Raw genomic sequence first — 20,130 nt, forward strand, 5'->3', positions numbered from 1 at the left:
GCCGCTGACACCGAATCCGTCGTCCGGTTCCTCGAAGGCGAAACGGGCGTGCTCGCCGAACCCCCTGCGTCGTGAGATGGAGGCCGCCGCCGAAGCCGAGGCCTTCGAGCGGGGCCGCGGCGCTCCGAGACAAAACTCGACGCCGTCGAGGCGTTCCACGAGGGGGGGGGGGGGCGGCGACGCGGTCGTGAGCCGCGAGGAACGCGTCGTCGACGTGCTCGGCGTGGCAATCGAGGGCGAGCGGGCGACCGTCGCCCGACTCCACAGCGAGGACGGCAAGCTAGTCGACCGAACGCGCCACCGTGTCGACGCCCCGGAGGGCGAAGACCGCATCGCGGCGGTGCTGTCGGCGTTCGTCCCGCAGTTCTACGCCGACCGACCGCTGCCCGACGTGCTGTTGTTGCCCGAACGCCACGGGGATTCGGACCTCGACCGCTGGCTGGACGCGGAGGGCGTCTCGGTTCGGGTTCCGGGAGCAGGCCGGGAGGCGACGCTCGTGGAGTTGGCACTGAAGAACGCCCGCCGGAAGGCAGGTGAAGTCGACGCCGCGAGCGCACTCGCTCGCCGACTCGGCATCGACCGCCCCGAGCGAATCGAGGGGTTCGACGTGAGCCACGCCCACGGGAAGGCCGTCGTCGGCAGCGACGTGACGTTCGTCGATGGCTCTCCCGCGAAGGCCGACTACCGCCGGAAGAAACTCGGAGAGACCAACGACGACTACGCGAACATGCGCGAACTGGTGCGGTGGCGAGCCGAACGGGCCGTCGAGGGCCGCGACGACCGCCCGGACCCCGAGTTGCTCCTCATCGACGGCGGCGATGGGCAACTCGGCGCGGCACGGGACGCCCTCGCGGAGACAGGCTGGGACGTTCCCGCCATCGCCCTCGCCAAGGAGGAGGAACTCGTGGTGACGGCCGGCGGCGTCGAGGACTGGGACGACGACGACCCCGCTCTCCACTTACTCCAGCGCGTCCGCGACGAGGCCCACCGATTCGCGGTGCAGTACCACCAGACCGTCCGCGACGAGGTGTCGACGCCGCTGGACGAGGTGCCCGGTGTCGGCCCCGAACTGCGGAAGCGACTGCTCCGACGCTTCGGAAGCGTCGGCGGCATTCGAGCGGCCTCCCGAACCGAACTGGCGAACGTCGAGGGCGTCGGCGAATCGACGGCGGCGGCTATCGACCGCGCGCTGTGACGGCGGTCGGGGGCGAACGGCTCCAAAGCTTATTCCCCTGCGTTCTGAACGGCCCGCATGGCACTGGTAGACATCGGCCTGTTGCTCGTCGGTCTCGTGTTGGTGTTCTTCGGCGCGGCGCTTTCGGTGTACGCCGTCTCGTTGCTCGGCTTCCTCATCGGCGCCGGCGGTGGCTACGTCCTCGCCCCCACCGTCCTCGGTGCCTTCGGCGCGCAGGGACTCGTCGGCTTCGCGGTGGCAGTCATCGTCGGCGGCCTCCTCGGTGCGGCGCTATCCTACGTCGCGCTGTCGTTTGCGACGGCCATCCCGTCGTTCGTCGTCGGCGCCTACATCGGCTTGTACGTCATCACGCCGGTGTTCACCGAGGGCGGCCTGATTCGCTATCTCGTCGCCGCCGTCGCCGGCATCGCCGGCGCAGTCCTCGGCTTCACGCTGACGAAGTTCGCGCTCGTGTTCATCACCTCCTTCGTCGGCGCGGCGCTGGCCTCCGGCGCGGTGACCGTAGCGAATCTCACGACCGCCCGCGATTCGTTCTCGCCGGAGCCGATTCTCTTCGACCCGCTGGCGACGACGCCGTTCGTCGGTTTCGAAGTGCCGCTGTTCGGCGTGTTGTTCGTCCTCGGAATCCTCTCGCAGGTGGGACTGTTCCGACTCGGGTGGGTCGCCAAGATAGCGACCGTCCTCCCGGGCGTCGGGAGCGTCGTCGGCGACGACGAGTAGCACTGTCCCGGAGAGTATTTCCTCGCGGAACCCCCTCTCGAAGACATGTACGATTTCGTCGTCGTCGGTGCCGGCCCCGCGGGGTCGCGGTTCGCCCGCTCGGCCGCCGAGGCCGGCCGCGACGTGTTGGTGCTCGAATCCGGCGAAATCGGGCGACCGCTGGCCTGTTCGGGCCACGTCAGTCTCGACATTTGGGACTTTCTCCCCGGCGAGGGCGACCGACGGGAGTCCTCGGAATCGCGAGCGGTAAACGACGAGCGAAGCGAGTCGAGCGCCGCGAGCGCCCACGATGACCTCTTCCAAAACGACATCTACGGGGCGCGGTTCCACCTCGGCGGCGCCGACAGCGAGGCCCACACCTTCTACAAGGACGAACCGGTGTCGAACGCCATCGACCGAGTCGGCCTCGATAAGACGCTCGCCGAATGCGCCGAGCAGGCAGGCGCCGAAGTCCGGGACGGCTACACTGTCACCGACGTCGACGAGAAACCGGGGCGTGTCGAAGTGACCGCGAAAGGACCGGACGGCGTCGAATCCTTCGAGTGTCGCATCGTCGCCGGCGCCGACGGCCCTCGCTCGCGAGTCCGCCAAGAAGTCGGCCTGCCGGACCCCGAGGAACTGCTCCACGGCGTGTTGGGCTTCGATTTCGAACCCGACGACGAGGACTACGTCGATGTCCACCTCACCGTGCCGCGGTTTTTCGCGTGGCGCATCCCCCGCGGCGAGGCCGGTGTCGAGTACGGGCTGGCCGTCGCGCCGGGCGACGACGCCCCCGGACGCTTCGAGGAACTGCTCGAGGACTACGACGTCGAGTTGGACGAACGCTGTTCGGGCGCCATCCCAATCGGACCGCCCGAGCGGACGGTCGGCAAGCGGAGTTTCCTGGTCGGTGACGCCGCCGCCCAGACGAAACCGTTCACCGGGGGCGGCATCATCTACGGGATGCGCGCCGCCGACATCGCCGCCCGCGAAATCGACCCCGAACAGCCGGCGACGCTGGAGAACTACGAGACGGCGTGGCGCGAGGAGCTGGCCAGCGAACAGCGTCTCGGGAAACTGATTCGGGCGGGGTACTCGATGCCGAAGCCAATCCAAAAAGCCGGGATGAAGGCGTTTTCCGGTGAAATCGGCGTCCACATGGACCGACCGACCTCGCTGTTCTCGAAGGCGCAACTCCGCGCGCTGCTTTCGTGGAACTAATCCCCGGCGACGACCTACGACGGCTATGACCACGACCGACGGCACCTCCCCGCGGACCGAGGGGCCGTTCCGCCTGCTGCCGGGACGAACCGACGACGAGTGGCTGTTGCTCGACGCCGAGTCGGCGGACCCGACGTACGTTCCTCGCGAGGCGCTGCCCGACGACGCCGTCGTCGGCAATCGCATCGACGCCGACATCTCCTGGGACGACGACGAGCCGGTCGTCGACGCCGCGAGTATCGAGACGGCCACGACCGTCGAGTTCGTCCGGACCGAGGCGGTCATCTTCGAGGCCGCACAGAACTGTTTCGAGGCGGCCCGCGCCGAGGGCGAGGCGATGAACTCTCGAGTCACCTACAACACGGACAACGAGGCCAACGGCGTTCTCTACACCTTCGCCGAGCAGGCCGGCAGCCGTGACCTCTTCTCGGAGTTCCGTGATGGTCTGAAGCCGCTGGAGCCGCTCATCGCCCGCGCCGCTCAACCGGAGGCAGTCGACCCGCCGTTTTCGGTGTTCGTCATCGACCCCGAGGAGCCGTTCGTCGTCGTCTACATCGTCCTCGACCCCGACGGGTTGCTGGACGAGACGGTCCGGGATACGTACCTGTAGGCGTCTACAGGTCGTCGTCTTCGTAGGCTTCCTCGTAGCGCTCCATCGCGTCCTCGTGGCCTCGGACGGCCGTCTCGTAGGTCGCTTTGAGGTCCTCGAGTGGCGTCTCCGTCGCGTCGACACGGAGGTTCTCGTAGGCCGGGTCGATGGCCCGTTCTTCGGTGGTTTCGACGAGCAGCGCGGCGCTCTGGACCGGCAGGTCCTCGCGTTTGTCGCCACCCTCGGCGTGACCCGCTTCGAGGGCGTCGATGAGTCGCTTGGCGAGCGGCTCCTCCCGGTCACTGTTGTCGTAGCTGTCGGCGACGGCATCGATGACTGCCTCGCCAGTCAGGAGGTTTCCGGCGACGGTGTACGCCCCACCGTCGGACACGTCCGACGAGGCTCCGCTCGCGCTGCTCGCGGAACCCCCGTCGTGGTGGCCGAACCACGGCTTGCACTCCTCGCCGGAGAAGACGAACGACCCCTCGCGGTCGACGCCGTGGAGTTGGCGGTTCTCGGCGCCGTCGTCGGCGTTGAGAAGCGACTGGAGGGCGTCCTCGACGGCCAGCCCGTCGTCGATGTACTCGATTCCCTTCTCACCCAACTCAACGTTGACGAGGCTCTGGGTGGCGACGGCGCCGTTCTCGCTGGCGAAGGGACACAGCGTGCCGACGCCCGCGAGTCGGGTCGTCACGGCCACGCCGAAGCGGTGCTGTTCGGTGCCGTCGTCGTCTTCGTATTCTTCGTGGACGCAGATGCTGAAGGTCATACGGGGGCGAACGGTCGGCAGCGACAAAAATGGAGACCACGAGGGCGGTGCTGCCGGGAGAGTTTCATGAGCATCCGCGAGCGCCCGGAAGGCGCGAGCGGTTCACGCCGCGCGAACGGAGTGAGCGCGGCGGCAAGGCGGGTGACCACCGGGAACCCGCCGCCGCTTTTTCATCGAAGTTTTTCCCGGCGGGCCGCAGGCCCGCCGTGGAAAAAGTTCGGAGGGTAAAACCTATGCCGCCAGCAACCACTCACGGTCGTATGGGCATCATGAGCAAGATTCTCGGCGGGAACTCCCACAGCGCCGAGGACTACGTCGAACTCGACATCGACGACTTCGACGCCGACGCGGGCGACGCGACGGTGAAAGTACACTTCGCTGAAATCAGCGACAAGAACGACGTCATCGACATCAAGGACGCCGTCTACGACGGCGACATCGTCATCGCCGACATCATCCGGCACACGACGACCGACCGGACGATGGAGCACATCTCCGACGAACTGAAACAGGTCGCCCACGAGGTCGGCGGCGACATCGTCCAGAAGGAGGACGACCAAATCGTCATCACGCCGGGCGGCGTCGGCATCTCGCGGGCGAAACTCGGGCGATAATCAGGCGTCGGCGCCGACGAGCAGTACTGTCTTTTCGGTTCCCGAAAGCGTCCGCCACTCCTCGCCGTCCTCGCTGACTTCGACCGGGCCGAACGTGTAGACGTTCGTCTGGTCGACGCCCGACGGCGCACGAGCGATGTAGCCGCGGTCGTCGTCGGTCACCGCGCCGCGGAACTCGACGTAGTTCTCGCTGGTTTCGGGCGGTGCAGTCCGCGTGTAGGGATGGTCGGCCTCCGCGACAATCCAGCCGTCGGGGACGCGGTCGCGAACGAACGTCGGTCCGCCCTCGACGGTCAGTTCGTGGCGGTCGTGTGCACCGCCGGTGAACACCGACCCGTCGTTGGCGCGAGTGACGGCCACATCGTCGTTGTCGCCACCGTCGTCCCCATCGTCGCCGTCGTTACCGTCGCTTCCGCGAACCGGGAGCGTCAGCGTCGATGCGGCGTGGTCGACGACGACGCCGGTGCCGGCGCGGGCGGAGGTGAACCCGGCATCGGTCGAGGCCAGCGCGAGTCGGAGCGTGTCGCCCGCTTCGAGGTGACGTTGCGTGCCGACGAGTTCGAACTCGACGGTTTGGGACTCGCCGGGCGTGCCCTCGATTGCGACCGGTGCGACCTGATTGTTGAGCAGCGTCGCCTCCCCGTCGGAGACGTGATACAGTTTTCCGAAGAGGAACGCACGCGCGCCGACGAGTGTCACCGAAAGGGACACCTCGGGCGTGCCGAGCAGTTCGATGTCGTCGCCGACTGCGAGGTCGAACTCGGCGACGGAGACGGGCGCGGCGTCGGTATTCTCGGGGCTGAAGTGACTCGTCGACGTGGGGGCGACGCTGTTGATGACCGGACTCTGGCCCTCGCCGGCGATGTCGGAAAGCGACGCCTCGAGTTCGTCGGCGTCGCTCGGTGGGAACCCGTCGGCTTCCCGGAACTCGCCGTTCTGGATGTCCCAGTACGTCAGCGACGCGATACCGGAGTCGCCGCCGTCACGGAGGTGTTGGTCGAACCACGACAGCGCCATCGACTCGATTTCGTTCACCTGTTCGTCGGGTTCGACCGTCTCCGTTCCGGTGTGGCCGCCGTTGAACAGCACGAACCGCGAATCGACGCCGTCCTCCCGGAGCGCCTCGACGATGCGGTGGCCCTCGTTCGGCGTAAAGAGGGTGTCGGGAAGCCCCTGGACGACCAGCGCGGGCGTGTCGATGCGGTCGGCTTTCGAAACCGTCGAGCGAACTTTCAGGAACGACTCCCCCTCCGGCGGCAGGCGGTTCTGTGACATCGACTTCGCGTAAATCTCGTGGAGCCGTGGGGAGACGCCGCGCTGGAGGTTCTCTTGGTCCGGATTCTGGACGCCGCGAGCGGCGGCGATTCCGGCACCGTACAGCAGTGTCGTCCAGCCGAGTTTCGGGACGCCGTTGGGCACCAGCGAAAACGAGAGGTCGTGCCACGGGACGACGGGGACGAGCGCGTCGATGCGGTCGTCGACCGCCGCGGCGTTGAGTTGGATGCCGCCCGCGTAGGAGGCACCGAGCATCCCGATTTTCGGTTCGCCGTCGTCGGCGTTGTCGATGCGTTCGTCCTCGCGAAGGAAGTCGATGAGCGCCGATACGTCGGCGACTTCTTTCGGCCCCGAGAGGCCGACTTCGGCCGTCGACTCGCCGAACCCGCGCTGGTCGAAGGCGACGAGGGCGTAGCCGTGGTCGGTTACGAGCGGGCCGTACCCCTCCACGCTGGATTTCGAGCCACCCCAGCCGTGGGTCGCGAGGATGGCCGCGTCGGCGCCCCCCTCGGGGACGAACAGAGTCGCGGGTATCTCGACGCCGTCGAAGGATTCGACGCGGTGGCCTTCTCTGGTGTAGCCGTCTTCCGCCGCGGCGACCGTTCCGGTCCCGAGCAGCGAGGCGAGGCCGATACTGCCGGCTGCAGTCACGAACGTCCGTCTATCCATACGCGTTCGTTGCGAGTTCTTCGGATAGGTTCGTCGCCGACAATGTAGGGTAGTTTAAATTCCGCGCCGGTCGGTGACACGCCGCGTCCGGCTTCAGCACCCTTAACCGGCCGAAGCGGCCCCTTCCCCATATGGAACCCGCGATACGCACCGACGGCCTCAGGAAGTCCTACGGGGACGTCGTGGCCCTCGACGGACTGACCTTCGAGGTCGATGAAGGGGAGTTCTTCGGCTTGCTCGGGCCGAACGGCGCCGGCAAGACGACGTTCATCAACGTCCTCGTCGGCCTCGTTCGGAAGGACGGCGGCACCGCCGAGGTGTTCGGTTTCGACGTCGAAACCGAGTATCAGGAGGCACGGGACCGCATCGGCCTCGCGCCACAGGAGTTCAACGTCGACCGGTTCTTCCCCATTCACGAAGTGTTGGAGCACAAGGCCGGCTACCACGGCGTCCCGAGCGACGAGGCCGAACGCCGTGCCGAGGAGGCGTTGAAGACGGTCGGTATTTACGACAAGCGCGACACGCGCTTCGATTGGCTCTCCGGCGGCATGAAGCGCCGATTCCTGTTGGCGCGGGCGCTCGTCACCGACCCGGACCTCCTCATCCTTGACGAACCGACGGCAGGTGTCGACGTACAGTTGCGGCGTGACCTCTGGGGCGTCATCGAGCGACTCAACGCCGAGGGGACGACGATTCTGCTGACGACCCACTACATCGAGGAGGCCGAACGGCTGTGTGACCGCGTCGCTATCGTCGATTCGGGACGCGTCGTCGAGGTGGCGACGCCCGACGACCTTCGGTCCCGCGGCACCGACCAACTGTATCTGACGCTCGACGAGACGCTGGACGCCGTTCCCGACATCGACCTCGACGGGGTCGTCGAGGCGCGGGTCGACGGCGACTCGCTCGTCGTCACTGCACAGGGTGGTAGTCGCCTCGCACCCTCGCTGCTCCGGGAGTTGGAGTACGAGGGTTACGAGGTGACGAACCTCGACATCCGGCGGGCCTCCCTAGAGGAGGTGTTCGTCGACATGACCAGAACCGACGACGAGGCCGAACAACTGGGGGCGATTCACCAGTGAGTTCGACGTTCGGCGTCGGCTTCCGGTCGCTGTTGAAGCGGGAAATCCTCCGGTTCGTCCGCCGACCCAAGAACACGTTCCTCCCGCCGGCCATCACGAACGTGCTGTACTTCGCCGTCTTCGGCGTCGTGTTGGGCCAGCGCATCGACGATATCGCCGGCTTCGACTACATCGTCTTCATCCTGCCCGGACTGGTCGTGTTGGGTGCCATCTCCAACGCCTTCGAGAACTCATCGTTCTCGATATTCCACGGCAGATGGAACGAGTACATCCACGAGACACTCACTTCGCCGCTATCCTATTCGTCGATGGTGTTGGCGTACATCCTCGCGGCCGCGTTGCGGGGGCTGGTCGTCGGCGTCATCATCGTCGCCATCGGTCTGCTGTTCACGCCGGTGCCGCTGGAGGAACCGCTGTTCCTGGCGGCGTTCATGCTCGTCATTCCGACGCTGTTCGCCGCCTTGGGCGTCGTCGGCGGCCTGCTGGCCGAGGACTTTGACCACCTCACCGTGATGAATCAGTTCATTCTCCGGCCGCTGGTGTTCTTCGGGGCGGTGTTCTACTCGCTGGACATCCTCCCGCCGCTGTACCGGACGCTGTCGCTGCTCAATCCGATGGTTTACATGGTCAACGGCGTCCGATACGGCTTCCTCGGCTTCCAAGAGGTCGACCCGATACTGTCGCTCGGCGTGTTGAGCGGGCTGACCGCGTGCGTCGTCGCCCTCGACGTGTACCTGTTCAAACGCGGCTACGGCCTCATCGACTAATCTCCGTTCGGGAAGTCGTCGATACGGTCGTGGACGTACGCTGCCCACTCGTCGAGCGTCCGGTGCATCAACTCACGGGCCTCGTCGGGCGGCGTCGCCCGGTACTGGTAGACGTGACCGCCGGAGTCGAGCAGTCGGCGGCGGCGGTCGGCGAGGTCCTTCTCCATGAGCGTCGACAGCCCGCGGTTGACGTTGCTGCGGTCGCGGTCGACGGCGTTGGCCAGTTCCGCGACCGTGCTGTCGGGGGCGTCGAGCAGTTCCAGATACAGTCGCGCTTCGTGGTCCTGTACGCCGAAAACACACCGGAGCACCTCCTCGAAGCCCGGTTCGGAATCGAGCATCAAATCGCGGAACCGTGAAGGGTCCGGGTCGGGGTCCATGCCCACGGATGGGGAACGCTCGGCGATAAAGCCACCCGATACCAATCGGTAACCCGCTTTCCGAACGCCCAGTCAGTCCAGCAGATACGTCAACAGCCCCTTCTGGGCGTGGAGGCGATTCTCGGCTTGGTCCCAGACGATGGCCCGGTCGCTCTCCATGACGGCGTCGGTTATCTCCTCGCCGCGGTGGGCGGGCAGACAGTGCATCACTTCCTGGTCGTCGAGTAGGTCCTCGTTGACCTGAAAGCCCGCACGCGAGAACGCTTCGAGTTTCTCGGCGCGTTCGGACTCCTCGCCCATGCTCACCCACACGTCGGTGTAGACGATGTCGGCGCCGTCGACGGCCGCTTGTGGGTCCGCGACGATTTCGGGGGCGCTGCCGAGTTCCTCGGCGCGTTCCAACACGGCGTCGTCGACACCGTATCCCTCCGGCGTCGCGACGACCAAATCGAGGCCGACGATGGCCGCACCCAACACGAACGACTGACAGACGTTGTTGCCGTCGCCGACCCACGCGACTCGGGCGTCGAAACCGTCGAAGCGCTCCCGAATCGTCAGCAAGTCGGCGAGCGTCTGACAGGGGTGGGCGTCGTCGGTGAGACCGTTGACGACGGGCACCTCGGCGTACTCGCCCAACTCGACCACGTCGGCGTGGTCGAAGACGCGCGCCATGATGACGTCGACGTACCGACTGAGCGCTCGGGCGGTGTCCTTGACGGGTTCGCCGTGACCTAGGTGGATGTCGTCGGGACCGAGGAAGATGGCGTGGCCGCCCAACTGCGTCGCACCCGTCTCGAAGGATACCCGAGTTCGGGTCGACGGTTTCTCGAATATCATGCCGAGCGTTTGGCCGTCCATGCCGTCTGCGGTCTTTCCACGGGCGGTCCGCTCCTTGAGGTCGGTCGCCCGCGTCAACACGTCGTCTATCTCCTCGCGGGAGAGGTCGTCGATGTTCAGGAAGTTCATTGCAGGTCCTCCGCGACGGCTTCCAGGACCGCCGTCGCACGGTCGAGTTCGCGTAACTCGAGGTGTTCGTCGGGCGCGTGGTCGAGGTCCGAATCACCGGGACCGTACGTCGCCATCGGGCAGTCCCACGCCCCAGCGAAGATGTTCATGTCGGCGGTGCCGGTCTTCCGGAGCAGGCGGGGGTCACCGCCGGCCTCGCGGATGGCGACGCGGAAGGCCCGGCCCACTTCGGTCCGGGGACTCTGCATCGTCGGTTCGACCGCGTCCTTCCAGTTGACGGTGCCGGCACCCGACAGTTCGGCGTCGGCCAGCTCCCGGACCTCGTCGGTCGAGTACGACGGCGGAACGCGCAGTTGGGCGTCCAGCGTCGTCTCGACGGCGAGGCCGTCGTCGCTGGTTCCGCCCTCGATTTCCACCGGCTTGGGCGTCACGCGCTCGAAGACGGGGTCGTACTCGTCGCCGCCGAAGGTGTCCTCGACGGCCGACCACCACGCGATGGCGTCCTGAATCGCGTTGTTCTCCGGGCGGGAGGTGTGGCCGGACTCGGAGGTGGCGACGTAGGTGCCCTGCAGGATGCCGCGGTAGCCGAGCGTGATGCCGTCCCAGCCGGAGGGTTCGCCGTTGACGACCGCCTCGGGCGCCTCGCGGTCTTCGATAAGGTGACGCGCGCCGCGGGAGTCGACCTCCTCGCCGACGACGCCGACGAAGGAGACGCCGGTTCGGACGGCGGCGACCGCAAGCGCAGTCAGCGGCCCCTTGGCGTCGACGGAGCCACGACCCCACAACTCGGGGCCGTTTTCGCCGTCCTCGACTCGGACCGGGATATCGCCCGGTACCGTGTCGATGTGGGACGTATAGAGAACGCTGTCGTCGGCCGGTGCTCGGACGTTGCCCACCTCGTCGATGAACACCTCGCGGTCGTGTTCCTCGAAGAATTCGGCGAGTGCCTCGGCACACTCCGCTTCCTCGGGGGTCGGGGAGGGGATGGAGACGAGCGTCTCCAAGAGGTCGCGTGCCTCCTCGTCGGCGGCGATGGCGTCGCCGTCGGTGTTGGCGGCAGCGTCGCTCATGCGATGATGTCCTCCAGCGCCTCGACCACCCTGTCGGCGTGCTCGCGCTCGATGGTCAGCGGCGGCAGGAGGCGAACGACGCTGCGGCCGGCCGGTAACGCGAGGATGCTGTGGTCCAGCGCGAGGTCACGCAGGATGGGGTTGGCCCCCCGTTTCACCTCGACGCCGACCATCAGGCCGTTGCCGCGGACTTCGCGAACCTCCTCGCCGATTGCGGCGTCGAGTTCGTCGGTGAGGTACGAACCGATTTCGGCGGCGTGAGCGGGGATTTCCTCGCGTTCGATGACGTCGAGTGTCGCACCCGCCGCCGCCGACACCACCGGGCCGCCGGAGAACGTCGACCCGTGGTTGCCGCAGTCCTCGGCAATCCAGTCGCGAACGAGCGTCGCGCCGATGGGGAGGCCGCTGCCGAGGCCCTTCGCCGTCGTCACCACGTCGGGGACGACGCCGTGGTCGTCGGCGGCCCACAGCGACCCGGTCCGGCCGAGACCGGTCTGAATCTCGTCGAGAATCATCGCCGCGCCGGCCGCCTCGGTTTCCTCCCGAACCGTCTGCAGGTACGCCGTCGAGGCAGGGTTGATGCCGCCCTCGCCCTGCAGCGGTTCGACGATGACCGCCGCGGTCTCCTCGTCGACGGCTTCGGCAATCGCCTCGCCGTCACCGTAGGGAACGAACTCGAAATCGCCGGCCAGTGGGCCGAAGCCGTCCTTGTACTCGTCTTTCCACGTCGCGGCGAGCGACCCCATCGTCCGACCGTGGAAGCCCTGCATCGTCGCGACGACTTTCGAGCGCCCGGTAGCGTGTCGGGAGAACTTCAGCGCGGCCTCGTTGGCCTCGGTCCCCGAGTTACAGAGCCAGACGTTGTCGATATCGCCCGGCGCGACCTCGGCCAACTGCTCGTACAGCGCCGTTCGCGGGGCGTTGGGGTAGGAAGCCTGTACGTACATCAGCCGCTCTATCTGGTCGGTCGCGGCCTCGACGACGTCCGGGTGGCAGTGGCCGACCGGCGTACAGGCGTAACTCGCGCCGAAGTCCAGGTACTCGGTTCCGTTCGTGTCGTAGAGGTGAACCCCCTCGCCACGGTCGATTTCGATGGGTTTCTCGGAAAAGACGAATCCGCTCATTGTTCTAATCAGGTGTCATTCCAGCGCGCTCGGGTAGACGTGCGTGCCGCCACCCGAAAGCGCCGACTGGATGGGGTTCTCGGCGTTGGCGCTGGCGACGACGACTTCGCTCGCGCCGCCCTCCAGAGCCTCCGTCGCCGCCATGACCTTCCGGCCCATGAACCCCTCGGCGGCGGCTTTCAGTTCCTCGTACTCGTCGGGCGTCTCGACGGACTCGATGAGCGTCGAGGCGTCCTCGGGGTCGCGATACACGCCCTCCACGTCGGTCAGCGAGACGAGCGTCCCGCCGAGCTCGGCCGCGGTCGCCGCCGACGCACGGTCGGCGTCGGTGTTGACCGCCACGCCGTCGTCCGCAAGCATCGGCGGCGAGGCCACCGGCGTGTAGCCGTCTTCGAGGAGCGTCGACAACAGGTCACCGTTGACTTCCTCGATTTTCCCGGAGTGTCGCCGCGGCGAATCTTCTTCTTGCCGTCTTCGACGACGCGGACGGCGGATTTCCGTGGACCGTACAGCAGTTTCCCGTCGACGCCGGAGAGGCCGACCGCGTCGACGCCGTGGTTCTGCAGGCCGGTGACGAGGTCGGTGTTGACGAGGCCCGACATCGCCATCTTGAACACGTCCATCGTCTCCTCGTCGGTGAAGCGGCCGACGACGCCGCTCGGCGTCTCGACGTATTCGGGTTCGATACCCATCTTCTCGAGGGCGTCGTCGACGGCGGTCGACCCGCCGTGGACGACGGCCACGTCGGTACCGTCCTCGCGGACGGCGGCGATATCGGCGAGTGCGCCCTCCGGTTCGACGGCACGGGCGCCGCCGATTTTGACGACGACGGTCATCTACGGCGCTCCCACGGGGTGCATCCCCGTGAACTCCAGTCCGGCCGTCTCCTCGAGTCCGAGGGCGATGTTGGCCGCGTGGACCGCCTGTCCCGCCGACCCCTTCATCATGTTGTCGATGGCCGAGAAGACGACGAGGCGTTTGTTTCGGGGGTCGACCTCGAAGCCGACCTCAGCGAAGTTCGAGCCAGCGACCGCCTTCGGTTCGGGGTATCGGTACACCCCGGAGCCGCCAGCGACCAGCCGGACGAACGGTTCCTCCTCGTAGCTACCGCGGTAGGCCTGCCAGAGGTCGCCCTTCGAGACCGGGCCATTGGGGTAGACGTGACAGGTCGCGGAGGCACCGCGGGTCATGTCGACCGCGTGGGCGGTGAAGGAGACCTGCGTACCGAGGTACTCCTCGATTTCGGCCTCGTGGCGATGACCCGTGGGGGCGTAGGGCCGGACGACGCCGGACCGTTCGGCGTGCGAAGAGGCTTCCCCGCCGCCGGCGCCACCCTCCGAGGAGCCGACCTTCACGTCGACGACGATTTGCTCGTCGCCGGAGAGGATGTCGGCGTCGAACAGCGGCTTGAGGCCGAGGATGGCGGCCGTCGCGTTACAGCCGCCCGACGCGATGAGGTCCGCGCCGGCGAGGTTCTCGCGGTTGAGTTCCGGAAGGGCGTACTCGGATTCCGAAAGCAGTTCGGGTCGGTCGTGGCCGTCGTACCACTCGTCGTACTGTTCCTCGCGATTCAGTCGGAAGTCCGCGCTCAAGTCGACGACGGTGTCGGCGGCCTCCCGGAAGGCGTCGATGTGGTCCATCGTGACGCCGTGGGGCGTGCACGCGAAGAGCACGTCGACGGAGTCGAGTTCCTCGGGGCTGGAAAATCGGAGACTCATCCCCCGGAGGTTCGGGTGGACCGAACCGACGGTCTTGTTCTCGTAACTCCGAGAGGTGGCCTGGGCCACCTCGAATTCGGGGTGACCGTCGAGGAGTCGAAGGAGTTCGCCGCCGGTGAAGCCACTGGCCCCGACGACCGAGGCGGTGTAGCTCATGCGGTCACCTCGACGCCCTGTACCTTCGCCTCCAGCCAGTCGACGACCGTTCCGGGCACGTCCACGTCGCTGACCTCGTTGAGCGCCTTGAACTCGACGGTGTGGTTGACCTCGTGGACGGTGTAGGAGTCACCGGTCTCCATGAGGTCGACGCCGAGCAAGCCGCCGCCGACGGCATCGGAGGCGCGTTCGACGAGGTCGGTCATCTCCTCGGTGACCTCGATGGGTTCGGTCTCGGCCCCCCGGGCGGCGTTGGTGAGCCAGTGGTCCGAGGAGCGAGCCATCGCCGCGACGGGTTCGCCGTCGGTGGCGACGACGCGGATGTCACGGCCCGGCTTCTCGACGAACTCCTGGATGTAGAACACCTTGTGTTCGTAGTGGCCGAGGGTCTCTTTGTGTTCGAGGATGGCCTCGGCGGCGTCGCGGGAGTCGATTTTCGCCATCAGCCGGCCCCACGACCCGACGACGGGTTTCAGCACGCAGGGGTAGCCGAAGTGCTCGATTGACTCCATGGCGGACTCCTTGGTGAACGCCACCTCGGTGGCGGGCGTCGGCACGTCCGCGTTCGCGAGGACGAGGCTGTTCCGTGCTTTGTCGGCGCAGATGGCCGCCGTCTCCGGTTCGTTGACGACCGGAATCCCGTAGGAATCGACGAATCGGGTGATGTAGCGCGACCGACTGGTCGCGAGACAGCGGTCGACCACGATGTCGACGTCGTCGAAGACCTCCGGAACGTCGTGGACGCTGAAACGCTCCTTGCGGACGTCGATTTTCGTCACCTCGTGGCCACGGTCGCGGAGCTCGCTGAGCAGGAGCTTCTCGTCGCGACGGATGCGCGAGTAGAGGATGCCGACGTTCACGAACCGCCACCTCGTGACGGTTCGTGAGCTCGAAGCGCCGAAGGTGATTCGGCGTTCATCGGCGAACCTCCTCGCTGGCCTTCGTACGGCTAGCTACGCCGACGTACATCGCCTTACTCCCCCCAGTCCTCTTCCAGTTCGGGTGCCGTCTCCAGCTCGACGGGGTCGTCTCCGACCACTTCGAGTTCGGCACCGCAGGTCGCACAGTCGACGATTTCTCCGACTTCGAGGTCGTCGTGCAGGTCCAGTTCGGCCCCGCACTCGGGACATTCTGCCATTGTGCCCGATACTCGTCGCTATATTCACTTAAAGGCTTCGAACTTGTCAGTATAGTATAACAACGCGTACCGGCCGCTATGCGGGAAAATGAGGCGTTTGAAGCGTTCGAGTGACGTTGCGTGTCAGTTTTGTGGTAGTATGTCCCCGGCCGGGGACGGCGGGGGTCGACGCGGGGGGACGGACCGCCGTCGTTCAGACACGGCGGGTCACCTCCTCACGGCGCCGTTCGGCTGCCTCGGCCACCGCTTCTCGGCGGGCTTCCAGCGCCTCGTCGTCGACCTCGACGGCCGTCACCGCCCGGTCGAGCGCGCCGGATACCGCTTCGGGTGCCGGGCCGCCGAAGGAGTCGCGGGAGGCGACGCTTTCCTCGGGGTCAAGTGCGGCCTCGACCGACTCGCGGTCGACGCGCGCCTCGAGCGGTTCGCCGAGTACCTCCCGTGCCGCCGCATCGAGGGCCTCGTAATCCGACCCCGATTCGGCGGCGAGCGCCACCATCTCGTGGGCGGTGCGGAACGGCACACCGTGCATCGCCAGTAGGTCGGCGACGCCGGTGGCCGTCGCAAAGCCCTCGCCTGCGGCGTCGGCGAGCGTCTCGGCGGGCCACTCGGCGGTCGCAACCGCGCCGGCAGCTACCTCGGTTGCCTCCCTGACGGCGTCGACGGCATCGAAGGCGTGGTTGTGGGCGCGCTGAAGGTCGCGGTTGTACGCCCGCGGCAGCCCCTTCAGTATCGTCAACAGGGCGTTCAACCCCGCCGATGCATCGCCGGAGGCCCCCCGGACCAACTCCATCGTGTCGGGATTCTTCTTTTGGGGCATAATCGAGGAAGTCGAGGAGTAGTCGTCCGAGAGGTCGACGAACCCCTTGTTGGAGAACACGACGAGGTCCTCGGCCAGCCCCGACAGCGTCGTCGACAGCGCCGCGACCGCAGCGGTCGTCTCGACGAGGAAGTCCCGCGCGGAAGCGGCGTCCATCGAGTTTTCGAGAACCGACTCGAAGCCGAGCAACTCGGCGACTCGCTCGCGGTCGATATCGAAGGGCGTCCCCGCGAAGGCGGCCGCCCCAAGCGGCGAGCGGTCGATGCGGTCGTAGGCGTCGAGCAGTCGTTCGGTGTCGCGGGCCAGCGCCGATTCGTAGGACAGCAGGTAGTGACCGACCGTCGTCGGTTGGGCGGGTTGGAGATGCGTAAAGCCCGGCATCACCGTCTCGGTGTGGTCGGCGGCGAGTTCGGTCAGCACCTCTCGGGTCTCGATGACTGTCGCGACGGTCGCCAACACGTCCTCGCGCAGGCGATAGCGGATGCAGGTCGCCACCTCGTCGTTGCGCGAGCGGGCGGTATGCATCCGGCCGCCGCGCTCGCCGACGTGCTCGATGACGGCCGTCTCGATTGCGGCGTGAACGTCCTCGCCGTCGGGTAGGGCGTCGTGGCCCGCCGCCTCCACGTCGTCGAGCGCCTCGAGGATGGCCGCGGCGTCGTCGCCGTCGATGATGCCCTGTTCGTCGAGCATCACGACGTGGGCGCGGTCGACGGCGAGGTCCGCCTCGAAGATGCGTTCGTCGGCCGCGAGACTCGAGAGGAACCCGCGGGCGGGGCCGCCGCTGAAGCGCTCGCGGCGGACGACATCGTCGCTACCGTCCTCTTCGCTCATGTGGCTATTCCTCGTTCTGACTGTCGATGACGCGGTTGGCCAGACGCTCCTGGAAGCCGTGGTACTTCGCGACGCCGGTGGCGTCGTCCTGTTCGATGCCGCCGATGACATCCTCGGTGTTGAACGAGGCCGCTTCCGCGGAGTAGACGGCGAACTGCGAGGACCGGCCGACCGGACGGGCCTGACCGCCTTCGAGGCGAATCGTCACGCTGCCGGTGACGCGGGTCTGGGTCTCCTCGATGAAGCCCTCCAGTGCACCGACCAGCGGCGCGTTGACGAGGCCCTGATACCCCTTCTCGGACCACTCGTGGTCGATTTGCTTCTTGAAGGAGCGCTCTTCCTTCGTGAGGACGAGGTCCTCCAGCGCCTGGTGGGCGTTGAGCAGCACCGTCGCCGCAGGGTGTTCGTAGTTCTCGCGAACCTTCAGGCCGAGCATGCGGTCCTCCATGATGTCGGAGCGGCCGACGCCGTAATCGCCCGCGAGGTCGTTGAGCGTCTGGGTGAGTTCGACCGGCTCCATCGCCTCGCCGTCGAGGCTGACGGGATAGCCGTTCTCGAAGCCGATTTCGAGTTCGCGCGTCTCGCCCGTGGGCGCGGTCGTCCACTCGTAGATGTCCTCCGGCGGAACGTAGCTCGGCTCTTCGAGTTCCGACCCCTCGATGGAGCGACTCCAGAGGTTCGTGTCGATGCTGTATTTGCCCTCGTCGCCGCCCTCGACGGGCAAGTCGCGCTCGGCGGCGTACTCCTGTTCGAACTCCCGTGTCAGGCCGAGTTCACGGACCGGCGCGATAACTTCCATATCGGAGTCACGCCAGACGGCCTCGAAGCGGAGTTGGTCGTTGCCCTTCCCGGTACAGCCGTGGGCGAGGCCGGTACAGCCCTGCTCTTCGGCGACTTCGAGAATCGCGGCGGCGATGACCGGACGGGCGAGTGCGGTGCCGAGGGGGTAGCCCTGATAGGAGGCGTTGGCGCGGACGGCGTCGAAACAGAGGTCTGCGAACTCGTCTTTCGCGTCGACGACGTAGTGTTCGAGGTTCAGCGCCTCGGCGGTCTCTTCGGCTTCGGCGAACTCGGCTTCGGGTTGGCCGACGTCGACGGTGACGCCGATGACCTCGTCGTAGCCGTACTCTTCTTGCAGCAGCGGGACACAGACTGTCGTGTCGAGCCCACCGGAGAAGGCGAGCGCGACGCGTTCGTTGTCGGACATTGATATGGTGTTTTGGATGACGGACCGTCAACCGGACGGTTTTCGTTGAAAGCGAGGCGAGCGCGACTGGAGTGAGTACTATTCGGGCCTAACGGCCCGGTCGCGGTCGCCGAAGAATGGAGTACCCACCGGTAAGCACGGACGCGCCGGAGCGGTGGGTCTGCGTCATGTATCTCGTTCTATTCTCAGAGCGGTATTAAACGCTTGTGGAACGGCGGTTCCGTGGCAGGAGATAGCGTGGCGTACGCCACCGGGACCGGTCGCTATGGTCACTCCTGTCGGCGCCGAATCGCGAGCAACGCGACGGCGACGGGGACGAGCGCGACCAGAAGCGCCCGGGCGGCCGTTCCGAACCCGGAGGGCTGTTCGCCGGGGGCGGCAGCAGTCGTCTCCGCCGTTGCGTCGGTCGGCGTCTCCGTACTCGGGTCGGTGAACTCCGCGTAGAATCGCGAGAAGTTCGAGGTACTGGGGTTCCACAGCGCGCTGTTGCGCCGAACCCGGAGCGCGCTCGGGTCCAACTGCCCCCGAACGTACCCTTCGGGACCGTGCATCGCGACCCGGCGACGGTCCTGGTCGAAGGGGTCGTAACTGCTGCGGAACGGTTCGGCGACGATGACCCGGTCGGACTCGGCGTAGGCGAAGTTCTCCCACGTCACGTGGACTTCGAGGCGGCCGTACCCCTCGCCGTCCATCTCGTAGGTCTCGACGCTGACGTTGTGAACCCGCATGTCGCGACCCGAGGCCGCACTGCCGTTCTCGGCCATCGACCGGAACTGCGCCGCTATCTCGTCTCGCCACTGCTGTCTCGCGGTTTCGTTCTCAGCGAACTCCTCGTACACCTGTCGCTCCTGGTCGTCGTCGAGGTCGTACGAGGAGACGTGATGGACCGACGCGTCACCGTCGGCATGCAGTTCGATGCCGATGAGGTTTCGGTCGGGTTCCTCGTGGGCGGCCGCGCCGACGCCGGCACCGACCGCGACGGCGAGACAGCAGACGACGGCCACGGCGCCCGCGAGCGTTCCTCGCATCGACCGTTGGTCTGTGACCCGGTGGCAAATCGGTTTCGCCTCGCAGTCGAAAAACGGCCACAGCGCTTTTGCGCACACCGCTCGGAGTCGACCGTATGCTCCCCGACAGGGCCGGTATGGACGTAGAGGACCTACTGAAGATTATCCTCGTGCTCATCATCGTCTGGATTGCCGTCGACATCGTCCTCGACGTCCTGCAGTTCGCCTTCGGCGGCCTCAGCTCCGTCGTCGGGGTTCTCATCGTCGTGCTCATCGTCGCCTACTTCCTCGACTACATCTGACGGCGCGACCGTTCCACAGCGCCTATACCGTTCTCCCGCCGAGTACCGCCAGTGTACAGCCTGAACGTTCCCGTCCCCGGCGAGGTGTCGAAACTCGCCCGCGGCCTCGCGTCGGAGTGTCTCACCGCGACACCGCGGGACCGTCACACGCTCGTGGCGAAACGCCTCGGCGACGGCGACCCCGCGTCGCTCGGCCGCGACGTTCGGCAGGCGTTGGCCGGTCTCGACCCGTTCACCGTCGGAATTTCGGGCGTCGGTGTGTTTCGAAACCCACCGACTGGCCGCGGGCCGGTCACCTACCTCCGCGTGGAGTCACCGACACTGGAACGCCTTCACGCCGTTTTGTGTGACCGTTTTTCCCCCGTCGACGGCATCGAGGACGACGACTACGTCCCCCACGTCACGGTCGCCCGCGGCGGCGATGCCGACCGCGTCGCCGGCAGCGACGTGAGCGCCGAGTGGACCGTCGATTCGCTCGTCGTCTGGGCCGCCGACTACGGCGAACCGGTCGAACGCGTCTCGCTGCCCGCCTGA

Annotated in this window: 20 protein-coding genes and 2 pseudogenes; 9 read left to right on the forward strand and 13 right to left on the reverse strand. The window is 66.8% G+C overall.

From position 1 onward, the window contains the following. From GJ631_RS09995 to GJ631_RS10010, 4 genes and pseudogenes are all read left to right on the forward strand, one after another. Positions 1 to 1,195: pseudogene (locus GJ631_RS09995) on the forward strand (excinuclease ABC subunit C); the annotation flags it as partial. A 57-nt stretch (positions 1,196 to 1,252) separates the two neighbouring features. After that, on the forward strand, positions 1,253 to 1,915 hold the full coding sequence (locus GJ631_RS10000) for a phosphate ABC transporter permease (protein ID WP_156709017.1): 663 nt from the start codon (positions 1,253 to 1,255) through the stop codon (positions 1,913 to 1,915). A 45-nt stretch (positions 1,916 to 1,960) separates the two neighbouring features. After that, positions 1,961 to 3,115: a geranylgeranyl reductase family protein gene (locus GJ631_RS10005; protein ID WP_156709018.1), complete on the forward strand. Its 1,155-nt coding sequence runs from the start codon at positions 1,961 to 1,963 to the stop codon at positions 3,113 to 3,115. Positions 3,116 to 3,140: 25 nt separating this feature from the next. After that, positions 3,141 to 3,725 (forward strand): DUF6663 family protein, encoded by a 585-nt coding sequence (locus GJ631_RS10010; protein WP_197424972.1) that lies wholly within the window; start codon positions 3,141 to 3,143, stop codon positions 3,723 to 3,725. A 4-nt stretch (positions 3,726 to 3,729) separates the two neighbouring features. On the opposite strand, the gene GJ631_RS10015 is transcribed toward GJ631_RS10010, so the two are convergent. Beyond that, positions 3,730 to 4,473 (reverse strand): DUF1028 domain-containing protein, encoded by a 744-nt coding sequence (locus GJ631_RS10015; protein ID WP_156709019.1) that lies wholly within the window; start codon positions 4,471 to 4,473, stop codon positions 3,730 to 3,732. A gap of 260 nt (positions 4,474 to 4,733) precedes the next feature. On the opposite strand from GJ631_RS10015, the gene sepF reads away from it, so the two are divergent. After that, complete coding sequence (gene sepF / locus GJ631_RS10020) at positions 4,734 to 5,087, forward strand: cell division protein SepF (protein WP_156709020.1); 354 nt, start codon at positions 4,734 to 4,736, stop codon at positions 5,085 to 5,087. Here sepF and GJ631_RS10025 read toward each other — a convergent pair whose 3' ends face one another. Continuing rightward, positions 5,088 to 7,031, reverse strand: coding sequence for a CocE/NonD family hydrolase (locus tag GJ631_RS10025; RefSeq protein ID WP_156709021.1), 1,944 nt, complete (start codon positions 7,029 to 7,031; stop codon positions 5,088 to 5,090). A gap of 131 nt (positions 7,032 to 7,162) precedes the next feature. On the opposite strand from GJ631_RS10025, the gene GJ631_RS10030 reads away from it, so the two are divergent. Both GJ631_RS10030 and GJ631_RS10035 read left to right on the forward strand, forming a co-directional pair. Continuing rightward, positions 7,163 to 8,113: an ABC transporter ATP-binding protein gene (locus GJ631_RS10030; protein WP_156709022.1), complete on the forward strand. Its 951-nt coding sequence runs from the start codon at positions 7,163 to 7,165 to the stop codon at positions 8,111 to 8,113. Beyond that, positions 8,110 to 8,880 carry an ABC transporter permease gene (locus GJ631_RS10035; RefSeq protein WP_370518633.1) on the forward strand — a complete coding sequence of 257 codons (771 nt, stop codon included), beginning with the start codon at positions 8,110 to 8,112 and terminating at the stop codon, positions 8,878 to 8,880. Before GJ631_RS10030 ends, GJ631_RS10035 begins: the two co-directional genes overlap by 4 nt. Here the strand turns inward: GJ631_RS10035 and GJ631_RS10040 are convergent. The 11 genes and pseudogenes from GJ631_RS10040 to GJ631_RS10090 all read right to left on the reverse strand — a co-directional run bounded on the left by GJ631_RS10040 (position 8,877) and on the right by GJ631_RS10090 (position 19,315). Then, on the reverse strand, positions 8,877 to 9,260 hold the full coding sequence (locus GJ631_RS10040) for a helix-turn-helix domain-containing protein (protein WP_156709023.1): 384 nt from the start codon (positions 9,258 to 9,260) through the stop codon (positions 8,877 to 8,879). The genes GJ631_RS10035 and GJ631_RS10040 overlap by 4 nt on opposite strands. 72 nt (positions 9,261 to 9,332) lie before the next feature. Beyond that, entirely contained in the window at positions 9,333 to 10,226 is an 894-nt protein-coding gene (argF, locus tag GJ631_RS10045; protein ID WP_156709024.1) for an ornithine carbamoyltransferase, read from the reverse strand. Continuing rightward, positions 10,223 to 11,296: a [LysW]-lysine hydrolase gene (locus tag GJ631_RS10050; RefSeq protein WP_156709025.1), complete on the reverse strand. Its 1,074-nt coding sequence runs from the start codon at positions 11,294 to 11,296 to the stop codon at positions 10,223 to 10,225. The genes argF and GJ631_RS10050 overlap by 4 nt, the downstream gene beginning before the upstream one ends. Further along, positions 11,293 to 12,420: an aspartate aminotransferase family protein gene (locus GJ631_RS10055; RefSeq protein WP_156709026.1), complete on the reverse strand. Its 1,128-nt coding sequence runs from the start codon at positions 12,418 to 12,420 to the stop codon at positions 11,293 to 11,295. Before GJ631_RS10055 ends, GJ631_RS10050 begins: the two co-directional genes overlap by 4 nt. A gap of 15 nt (positions 12,421 to 12,435) precedes the next feature. Next, positions 12,436 to 13,256 (reverse strand): annotated as a pseudogene (locus GJ631_RS10060) (acetylglutamate/acetylaminoadipate kinase). Beyond that, a complete protein-coding gene (gene argC, locus GJ631_RS10065; protein ID WP_156709027.1) occupies positions 13,257 to 14,294 on the reverse strand; it encodes an N-acetyl-gamma-glutamyl-phosphate reductase in 1,038 nt (345 codons plus the stop codon). Further along, entirely contained in the window at positions 14,291 to 15,154 is an 864-nt protein-coding gene (gene lysX / locus GJ631_RS10070; protein WP_370518634.1) for a lysine biosynthesis protein LysX, read from the reverse strand. The genes argC and lysX overlap by 4 nt, the downstream gene beginning before the upstream one ends. A 113-nt stretch (positions 15,155 to 15,267) precedes the next feature. Then, entirely contained in the window at positions 15,268 to 15,432 is a 165-nt protein-coding gene (gene lysW / locus GJ631_RS10075; RefSeq protein WP_156709028.1) for a lysine biosynthesis protein LysW, read from the reverse strand. A gap of 193 nt (positions 15,433 to 15,625) precedes the next feature. Then, the gene (gene argH / locus GJ631_RS10080) at positions 15,626 to 17,080 is read right to left on the reverse strand and encodes an argininosuccinate lyase (RefSeq protein WP_156709029.1); all 1,455 of its coding nucleotides are present in this window, start codon (positions 17,078 to 17,080) and stop codon (positions 15,626 to 15,628) included. Positions 17,081 to 17,084: 4 nt separating this feature from the next. Then, entirely contained in the window at positions 17,085 to 18,287 is a 1,203-nt protein-coding gene (locus GJ631_RS10085) for an argininosuccinate synthase (RefSeq protein WP_156709030.1), read from the reverse strand. A gap of 269 nt (positions 18,288 to 18,556) precedes the next feature. Then, entirely contained in the window at positions 18,557 to 19,315 is a 759-nt protein-coding gene (locus tag GJ631_RS10090) for a hypothetical protein (RefSeq protein ID WP_156709031.1), read from the reverse strand. Between the two features lie 95 nt (positions 19,316 to 19,410). On the opposite strand from GJ631_RS10090, the gene GJ631_RS10095 reads away from it, so the two are divergent. After that, positions 19,411 to 19,596 (forward strand): hypothetical protein, encoded by a 186-nt coding sequence (locus tag GJ631_RS10095; RefSeq protein WP_156709032.1) that lies wholly within the window; start codon positions 19,411 to 19,413, stop codon positions 19,594 to 19,596. A 51-nt stretch (positions 19,597 to 19,647) separates the two neighbouring features. After that, the gene (locus GJ631_RS10100; RefSeq protein WP_370518635.1) at positions 19,648 to 20,130 is read left to right on the forward strand and encodes a 2'-5' RNA ligase family protein; all 483 of its coding nucleotides are present in this window, start codon (positions 19,648 to 19,650) and stop codon (positions 20,128 to 20,130) included.

Origin of the sequence: Natronomonas sp. CBA1123 (assembly GCF_009741925.1) — an archaeon.
Classification (GTDB): domain Archaea; phylum Halobacteriota; class Halobacteria; order Halobacteriales; family Haloarculaceae; genus Natronomonas.

Bases quoted from the DNA above. Each gene is read 5' to 3' on its own strand.
- GJ631_RS10000 (WP_156709017.1), top strand. From the start codon at position 1,253: ATGGCACTGGTAGACATCGGCCTGTTGCTCGTCGGTCTCGTGTTGGTG.
- GJ631_RS10005 (WP_156709018.1), top strand. From the start codon at position 1,961: ATGTACGATTTCGTCGTCGTCGGTGCCGGCCCCGCGGGGTCGCGGTTC.
- GJ631_RS10010 (WP_197424972.1), top strand. From the start codon at position 3,141: ATGACCACGACCGACGGCACCTCCCCGCGGACCGAGGGGCCGTTCCGC.
- GJ631_RS10015 (WP_156709019.1), bottom strand. From the start codon at position 4,473: ATGACCTTCAGCATCTGCGTCCACGAAGAATACGAAGACGACGACGGC.
- sepF (WP_156709020.1), top strand. From the start codon at position 4,734: ATGGGCATCATGAGCAAGATTCTCGGCGGGAACTCCCACAGCGCCGAG.
- GJ631_RS10025 (WP_156709021.1), bottom strand. From the start codon at position 7,031: ATGGATAGACGGACGTTCGTGACTGCAGCCGGCAGTATCGGCCTCGCC.
- GJ631_RS10030 (WP_156709022.1), top strand. From the start codon at position 7,163: ATGGAACCCGCGATACGCACCGACGGCCTCAGGAAGTCCTACGGGGAC.
- GJ631_RS10040 (WP_156709023.1), bottom strand. From the start codon at position 9,260: ATGGACCCCGACCCGGACCCTTCACGGTTCCGCGATTTGATGCTCGAT.
- argF (WP_156709024.1), bottom strand. From the start codon at position 10,226: ATGAACTTCCTGAACATCGACGACCTCTCCCGCGAGGAGATAGACGAC.
- GJ631_RS10050 (WP_156709025.1), bottom strand. From the start codon at position 11,296: ATGAGCGACGCTGCCGCCAACACCGACGGCGACGCCATCGCCGCCGAC.
- GJ631_RS10055 (WP_156709026.1), bottom strand. From the start codon at position 12,420: ATGAGCGGATTCGTCTTTTCCGAGAAACCCATCGAAATCGACCGTGGC.
- argC (WP_156709027.1), bottom strand. From the start codon at position 14,294: ATGAGCTACACCGCCTCGGTCGTCGGGGCCAGTGGCTTCACCGGCGGC.
- lysW (WP_156709028.1), bottom strand. From the start codon at position 15,432: ATGGCAGAATGTCCCGAGTGCGGGGCCGAACTGGACCTGCACGACGAC.
- argH (WP_156709029.1), bottom strand. From the start codon at position 17,080: ATGAGCGAAGAGGACGGTAGCGACGATGTCGTCCGCCGCGAGCGCTTC.
- GJ631_RS10085 (WP_156709030.1), bottom strand. From the start codon at position 18,287: ATGTCCGACAACGAACGCGTCGCGCTCGCCTTCTCCGGTGGGCTCGAC.
- GJ631_RS10090 (WP_156709031.1), bottom strand. From the start codon at position 19,315: ATGCGAGGAACGCTCGCGGGCGCCGTGGCCGTCGTCTGCTGTCTCGCC.
- GJ631_RS10095 (WP_156709032.1), top strand. From the start codon at position 19,411: ATGCTCCCCGACAGGGCCGGTATGGACGTAGAGGACCTACTGAAGATT.